The organism is Pseudomonas sp. Sample_22 (assembly GCF_004307635.1).
In the GTDB taxonomy this organism is placed as follows: domain Bacteria; phylum Pseudomonadota; class Gammaproteobacteria; order Pseudomonadales; family Pseudomonadaceae; genus Aquipseudomonas.
In genome coordinates this window covers 113,622-119,794 of the sequence record NZ_RCNY01000022.1, presented here as the reverse complement: position 1 = coordinate 119,794, position 6,173 = coordinate 113,622, and the positions used below count along the sequence as shown (strand labels likewise).

Genomic DNA, 6,173 nt, shown 5'->3' with positions numbered 1-6,173 from the left:
AACGACTTTGAATTTTCGGTGTACTTGCGGACGCTTTCGCGGGCAAGCCCGCTTGTGTCGTCCGCAGAAGCGAGGCTCACATCGAACCCCGTGGGAGCAGGCTTGCCCGCGATTGACGGCGCAGCCGTCATGTTTTCAACGGCTCAACCTTGCGCGTCAACAGCTCCACGAATGCCTTGGCCATCGCTGACTTCTGATCCTTGCGTTGCACCAGCCACACCGCCGACACCGCCGCCGGATCAAGCAATGGCCGATAAACCACGCCATCAATCCGCATCCGCTGATAGGACGCCGGCAGCACCGACACGCCGAGCCCCGCAGCGACCAGGCCAATGATGGTCATTGCTTCGCCTGCTTCCTGGGCAAAGTGCGGACTGAAACCGGCGTCTCGGGCCAGGCTGAGCAACTGTGCATAGAGCCCGCTGCCATAGCTGCGCGGGAAAAACACGAACGGTTCTAGGGCCAGCGCAGACAGGAACAATCCTTCCTCACTGTCATTGACCAGCGGATGCTTGGAGCTGAGTACCGCCACCAGCGGTTCACGCATCAACTCGACGACGCTCAGGCAATCCGGCAGTCCGAGCGGTCGCATGATCCCGACTTCGATCGACTCATCCACCAAGGCATCGGCCACTTGGGTACTGCTCATTTCCCGCAGGTTCAAATGCACCGCGGGGAAACGCTGACGAAACGAAAAAATCGCTTGGGGAATCGTCGAGTTGAACGGTGCCGAAGAGGTAAAGCCGATTTTCAGTTCGCCTAGCTCACCCAACTGCGCCCGGCGCGCCACATCTGCCGCCTTGTCGACCTGCGCCAGTACCAGTCGCGCCTCTTCGAGGAACAATCGACCGGCTTCGCTGAGCTCGACCCGACGATTGGTCCGCTCGAACAAGCGTGCACCGACTTCCTGCTCCAGCGCCTGAATCTGCTGACTCAAGGGTGGCTGGGAGATGCCCAGCACCTGTGCGGCACGGCCGAAATGCAGTTCTTCGGCAACGGCGATGAAGTAGCGCAGGTGACGCAATTCCATGAAAACCTCATTAGGTCGTTAAAGCTATCAAACAGGTCGAACAATATATTGGATTGAATCATTAGCCAGCTATATGCTTTTTTCATTGCCTGACCGGCTGCGCTGCTCCGAGGTTCAACGTGAAAACTGCTGTCGCCCCACTCACCCATGAAGTTCCACCCGCTGCACAGGACGATGTCGTCACTGAGCGGGTGGAGATCTACATCGAAAAAGGCACGCCGGCGTTCATGCGCACGGTATTGGCACTGTTCTGTGGCGGCTTTGCCACTTTCGCCCTGCTCTATTGCGTGCAGCCGATGATGCCGCTGTTGTCCAGCGAATACTCCATCAACGCGGCGCAGAGCAGCCTGATTCTGTCGATCGCTACGGGCATGCTTGCCATCGGCCTGCTGATCACCGGTCCCGTCTCCGACCGTATCGGACGCAAGCCGGTAATGGTTGCGGCGCTGTTTGCCGCCGCCCTGTGCACCATGGCCAGCGCGATGATGCCGAGCTGGCACGGCGTGTTGGTCATGCGTGCGCTGATCGGGCTGTCATTGAGCGGCTTGGCGGCGGTCGCGATGACCTATTTGAGCGAAGAGATTCACCCACAACACATCGGTCTGGCCATGGGTCTGTACATCGCCGGCAACGCCATCGGCGGGATGAGCGGTCGGCTGATTACCGGGGTGTTGATCGACTTCGTCAGCTGGCACACGGCAATGCTGGTGATCGGTGGCCTGGCGCTGATTGCCGCGGCAGTGTTCTGGAAAATCCTCCCTGAATCACGCAATTTCCGCGCCCGCTCATTGCATCCGCGCAGCCTGCTGGACGGTTTCACCATGCACTTTCGCGACGCCGGCCTGCCGTTGCTGTTTCTCGAAGCGTTCGTGCTGATGGGCGCGTTCGTCACGCTGTTCAACTACATCGGCTATCGCTTGCTGGCCGAGCCGTATCACATGGAACAAGCCTTCGTCGGCCTGCTCTCGGTGGTGTACCTGTCGGGTATCTACAGTTCGGCGAAAATCGGCTCGCTGGCTGACAAGCTCGGACGGCGCAAAGTGCTTTGGAGCACCATCGTGCTGATGCTCGGCGGCCTCGCCCTGACGATGTTTACCCCGCTGCCGCTGGTGATTATCGGCATGCTGATTTTCACCTTCGGCTTCTTCGGCGCCCACTCGGTCGCCAGCAGTTGGATCGGCCGCCGTGCCACCAGGGCCAAAGGACAGGCCTCGTCGCTGTACCTGTTCAGCTACTACGCTGGATCGAGCATTGCCGGCACGGCGGGCGGGGTGTTCTGGCACCTGGGCGGCTGGAACGGCATCGGCCTGTTCATCGGCTCACTGCTGGTGATTGCGCTGCTGGTGGCGCTGAAACTGGCGAAATTGCCGCCGTTGCCCGCAAGCGCTGCTATCTGAGCACCACCCGCGCCTCCAGCAATCCATCGCGCGCCTCCAGTGTCAGCGATTGCAGTGTGGAGCCGTCGCGTTCGAGGCGGTCCAGCCATGGCAACAGCGCCATGGCGTCGCCGCTGAGGGTCAGGCGTAATTGATCGTTGTCGCTGTCCATCTGATGCAATTCAAGACCTGCCGCCATAGCGCTGTCGCTGATGCGCCGTGACAGCGGCTGGTTGGCTGATTGCGCAACGCCAAGGGGTTGTGCCTGCTGCAATTGCGCCGCGAGTATCCATTGTTGTTGATAGCGGCGTTCGGCTGTTGCGAGTCGTTGTTGGGTTGGCTGCCAAATCAGCAGGTATGCCGGAACGCCCACCACTAAAACACCCAGTGCCAACAGCAGTCTTCGTTCGCGCAAAGAAAGCCGCTGAAACTTTGCAGCGATTGCGCTCAATCCGCTCAATCTCATGCGCCTTGCTCCACGGTCAGAGTCGCCTGCACCCGGTTGTTGTGCTCCTTGTTTGCGCTGTCGAGCCGAACCGGCAGACCTTGCTGTCGGCCCCGTTCGCGCAGCAGCTCCAGTTCGGCAAAGTTGCTGGCCGTCAGCTGGATTCGCCAGCCATCGCCCTCGCGAAACTCGATGCGCCGGACTTCGACATCGCTGGCACCGATCACTTGCTCGACCAGTCTGACCAATCCTGCAATCCGCCCGCCTTGCGCCTGTGCGCCTTGGCTTTGCAGGTTTTTGAGTTGTGCCGCGAGGTCGACGATGCGGGTCTGCTCGGGGTACAACGCCTTGAACTGTTGCTCACTGCGGTTGTAGAGCTGACGACTTTGATTGTCGAGAAAACGGACACGCGTTTCACTCGCGCCCCAGTTCAGCAGTGCAAGCAGCAGCATCGCGATTACGCCGAGGCGCCAAGGCAGGCGAATACCCCGTGGGGCGAAATCGCCCTGCAACAAATTGATCGCCTGGCCCTGTTCCAGCATCAACCATTGATCACACTCGATGTTTGCCTGACGCTCATCGCGCCATTGGATGTCCGAGGGCAAATGAGGCCTCATCAACGCCAATCCGTCATCGGTCAGTGTCAGGCGAGCGGGCAGCCCCCCACCCAGCATCCAACGGCCAAACCACCAGATGCCGAGCGCTTGATCCCGAGGCAATACGTCGGCGTCGATACACACCGAGCGCACGTCAATTCCCGCCTCTCTCAGCAGCGCAAGTACAGCGGCAAATTGCTCCCGGTCAATCAACATCAGCGGATAACGCCCCAGTGGGTCACGCACGCCAATGCTCAGGTGCAGATGCTCCAGTGCTTCGCTTAATTGCTCTTCAATGGCGAAAGCGAGGGTTTGTGCATCGGGAGCGCGTCGGGACGGCCAGGGTTCACTGCACAGCCAACTGCACAATTCCATGGGAAGCAACAGATCTACGGGTTGGCCTTTCAGTGTCTGTGCTGCGTCGCTCAGGGTCATGGGTTGTCGTTGACCGGTTGCAGACCACCTGCAGCAGGGCCACTGCGCCGAAGGTACAGCCAGGCCTTGCGGGGTCAGGTAGAGCCAGTTTTTCATTGCGCTATCTCGTTGCTGTTCGACGGCAGTAACCGCCGTTGCAGAATGTTCAATTGGCGCGTCTTGGGGTCGCGTTCGACATCGGTGGTCAAGCGCAGACGGCTCTGCCCGTGGGTGACGTGGACGGTGATTCGATACCAGCGGCTGTCGATGCCCAGGCCGTGGCTGCTCAAGCCTTTGCCTGACAACAGCGGGTCCTGGGTGAAGGCCTGAACGCTCGACCAGGGCGTCGTCGAGCGCTGGCGCAGCAATGCATCCGCTGCGGCCGCTTCGACACCGTCCAGTGTGCGCAGAAGCAGCGCCGGGGCCGTGTTGATGTTCAGCGAAGCGCCCACGGGCAACAACGCGACCCAAGGTTCCAGTCGACGCAGATGTTCACCGTCGATATCGGGCAATAGGCGCAACTGACTCAGATCTCGCAAGGCACCGACTTGCTCCAGGTGCAGCTCGGGCAGTTCCAGCAGCGCCAACAAGCGCGCCCAACGCTTGAGCGTGACCTGATCAACCTGCCCCTGAATCAACAGGGCATTAAGATTGAAGCGTCCGGCCAGATCCTCGATGGCAAAGCTGATCTGCGCGTCCTCCATGACGAAAGCCGGGATCTGATCAGGTAGACGGTCGCTGTCTTTGTGCTGTGCCATCAACAATGACAGCGCCAAGGTTTCTCCGGCCATGCCGAGCTGACGCAAATGCAGTTGATGCAGTTGTTGCCCGGTGCTTTGCAGCAACAGTCGATGACTGCGCAGCACGCCACCGATGATCACCAGTGCCAGGCTCATGACCAGCAACACGCTGATCAGCGCCACACCGCGTTGGCGTGTCCTCACAACAGTGCACCCGGCAACAACATCACTCGACGGATCGCCTGGTATCGTCCCGTCGATACCTGCATTTCCACGGCCAGCGGTGCCTCTGCGGTAAGCCAGTCGCCGCGCCAGCCGGTGCGAGCGTCGAACAGACGCCAACGCAAGTCGCGGACATCATCGAGCAGCTTTTGCCGCTGCACCACCGACGAGCCTTCTGCCCGGCTCTCTCGCCACAACGCGCCATTGTCGAGACGGTAAGTCAGCGCTTGCCGCTCGCTGCGCGGCAGGTCCAGCGGGTTGCGCCAATTGCCGCGCTGCCATTGCAATTGCGTCTGTTGCAATACGACTGGCTGTTGCGTGATGTGCAGCACGTCACGCTCAATCACGGCGATGGCGCGCTGCAAACTACGCAACTCACGCTCATGGGCAGTACTGCCCTGCTGCACCCGTACCACACCATCGAACAGCGTCCAGCTGGCCAGCCCCAACACGGCGAAGATCGCCATGGCGATCACCAGTTCCAACAGGGTGAACCCGATCTGCTTATTCATCACGATCAGCGATCCAGGCAGTGACTTGATGCAGGGACTGGTCACGATCGGCCAGGCTGACTTCAATGTCGACTGTGAGCAGGCGCGGCTCCGAGCTGTCACCAACACGCTGGCGCAGCAGCCAGTCGCGACTGGCCATGTGCACCGTGTGCTGCGACTGCCCATTGGCTGGAGCGGATTGCAGACGTAGTTCATTGAGTTGATTGTCCGCCACCCACGCCGCCAACAGCCGTTGTTCGACGACAGCCGATTGCTTGACCACGTATTGGCTCGCAGACAGCACAGCAGTCGCCAGGGTCGCAAAAACCGCCAGCGCCACCATGATCTCCAGCAGAGTGAAGCCGTCCATGCGTGAGGCCAGACAGGGCTTAACCATCAATCACCACCTCACCAATGCCATCGCTGGAAAGGCTCGACCAGATCCGGTCCCTGGCCTCGAACGTCAATGTGAACGTGCTGGTTTCATCACTGCTCAGCATCAGTAGTTGAGGCGGGCCTTCGTCAGCGCCCAGGCTGACGGAATAACCATCCTGCTTCAGGCGCAACCGCAGATGATCGGGCCATCGATAAACAGCGGTCAGCGCTTCCCAACCCCGCACCTCGAGCCGCATCGCCCGGTATCCTTCGGCACTCAAGCGCACGCCGTATTCCTGCCCGTCGATGACCGCTCTTTCGCGCAATTGCCGAATGACCCCGGCGAGGGCGTCCGCTTCGCGTCGAGCCTGTTGCGCGGGGTTCATGCCGGTGGCGAAACTGACCATGCCCGCCAGCACGCCGATCAATACGATCACGATCATCAATTCCAGCAAGGTAAATCCTCGACAACGACGCGGCATCA

The 6,173-nt window shown here is 60.3% G+C and carries 8 protein-coding genes; 1 reads left to right on the top strand and 7 read right to left on the bottom strand.

From position 1 onward, the window contains the following. Positions 1-127 precede the first annotated feature (127 nt). Positions 128-1,030 carry a LysR family transcriptional regulator gene (locus tag D8U73_RS05595; protein ID WP_056852282.1) on the bottom strand — a complete coding sequence of 301 codons (903 nt, stop codon included), beginning with the start codon at positions 1,028-1,030 and terminating at the stop codon, positions 128-130. A 119-nt stretch (positions 1,031-1,149) separates the two neighbouring features. Here D8U73_RS05595 and D8U73_RS05590 point away from each other — a divergent pair, with 119 nt between their 5' ends. Next, the gene (locus D8U73_RS05590) at positions 1,150-2,427 is read left to right on the top strand and encodes an MFS transporter (protein ID WP_130903915.1); all 1,278 of its coding nucleotides are present in this window, start codon (positions 1,150-1,152) and stop codon (positions 2,425-2,427) included. On the opposite strand, the gene gspM is transcribed toward D8U73_RS05590, so the two are convergent. The 6 genes from gspM to gspH are packed head-to-tail and all read right to left on the bottom strand — an operon-like array spanning position 2,420 to position 6,171. Further along, positions 2,420-2,848, bottom strand: coding sequence for a type II secretion system protein GspM (gspM, locus tag D8U73_RS05585; protein WP_130904005.1), 429 nt, complete (start codon positions 2,846-2,848; stop codon positions 2,420-2,422). The two genes, D8U73_RS05590 and gspM, sit on opposite strands and share 8 nt — an antisense overlap. Positions 2,849-2,868: 20 nt before the next feature. Continuing rightward, positions 2,869-3,978 carry a type II secretion system protein GspL gene (gene gspL / locus D8U73_RS05580; protein ID WP_130903914.1) on the bottom strand — a complete coding sequence of 370 codons (1,110 nt, stop codon included), beginning with the start codon at positions 3,976-3,978 and terminating at the stop codon, positions 2,869-2,871. Continuing rightward, positions 3,975-4,805 carry a type II secretion system protein GspK gene (locus D8U73_RS05575; RefSeq protein WP_130903913.1) on the bottom strand — a complete coding sequence of 277 codons (831 nt, stop codon included), beginning with the start codon at positions 4,803-4,805 and terminating at the stop codon, positions 3,975-3,977. The genes gspL and D8U73_RS05575 overlap by 4 nt, the downstream gene beginning before the upstream one ends. Beyond that, positions 4,802-5,335, bottom strand: coding sequence for a type II secretion system protein GspJ (locus D8U73_RS05570; protein ID WP_130903912.1), 534 nt, complete (start codon positions 5,333-5,335; stop codon positions 4,802-4,804). Before D8U73_RS05570 ends, D8U73_RS05575 begins: the two co-directional genes overlap by 4 nt. Further along, complete coding sequence (gene gspI, locus D8U73_RS05565; RefSeq protein WP_130903911.1) at positions 5,328-5,711, bottom strand: type II secretion system minor pseudopilin GspI; 384 nt, start codon at positions 5,709-5,711, stop codon at positions 5,328-5,330. The genes D8U73_RS05570 and gspI overlap by 8 nt, the downstream gene beginning before the upstream one ends. After that, entirely contained in the window at positions 5,704-6,171 is a 468-nt protein-coding gene (gene gspH, locus D8U73_RS05560; protein WP_056852276.1) for a type II secretion system minor pseudopilin GspH, read from the bottom strand. Before gspH ends, gspI begins: the two co-directional genes overlap by 8 nt. Between the last annotated feature and the right edge of the window lie 2 nt (positions 6,172-6,173).

Excerpts from the sequence above, each read along its gene's own strand:
- D8U73_RS05595 (WP_056852282.1), bottom strand. The coding sequence starts at position 1,030 with ATGGAATTGCGTCACCTGCGCTACTTCATCGCCGTTGCCGAAGAACTG.
- gspL (WP_130903914.1), bottom strand. The coding sequence starts at position 3,978 with ATGAAAAACTGGCTCTACCTGACCCCGCAAGGCCTGGCTGTACCTTCG.
- D8U73_RS05570 (WP_130903912.1), bottom strand. The coding sequence starts at position 5,335 with ATGAATAAGCAGATCGGGTTCACCCTGTTGGAACTGGTGATCGCCATG.
- gspI (WP_130903911.1), bottom strand. The coding sequence starts at position 5,711 with ATGGTTAAGCCCTGTCTGGCCTCACGCATGGACGGCTTCACTCTGCTG.
- gspH (WP_056852276.1), bottom strand. The coding sequence starts at position 6,171 with ATGCCGCGTCGTTGTCGAGGATTTACCTTGCTGGAATTGATGATCGTG.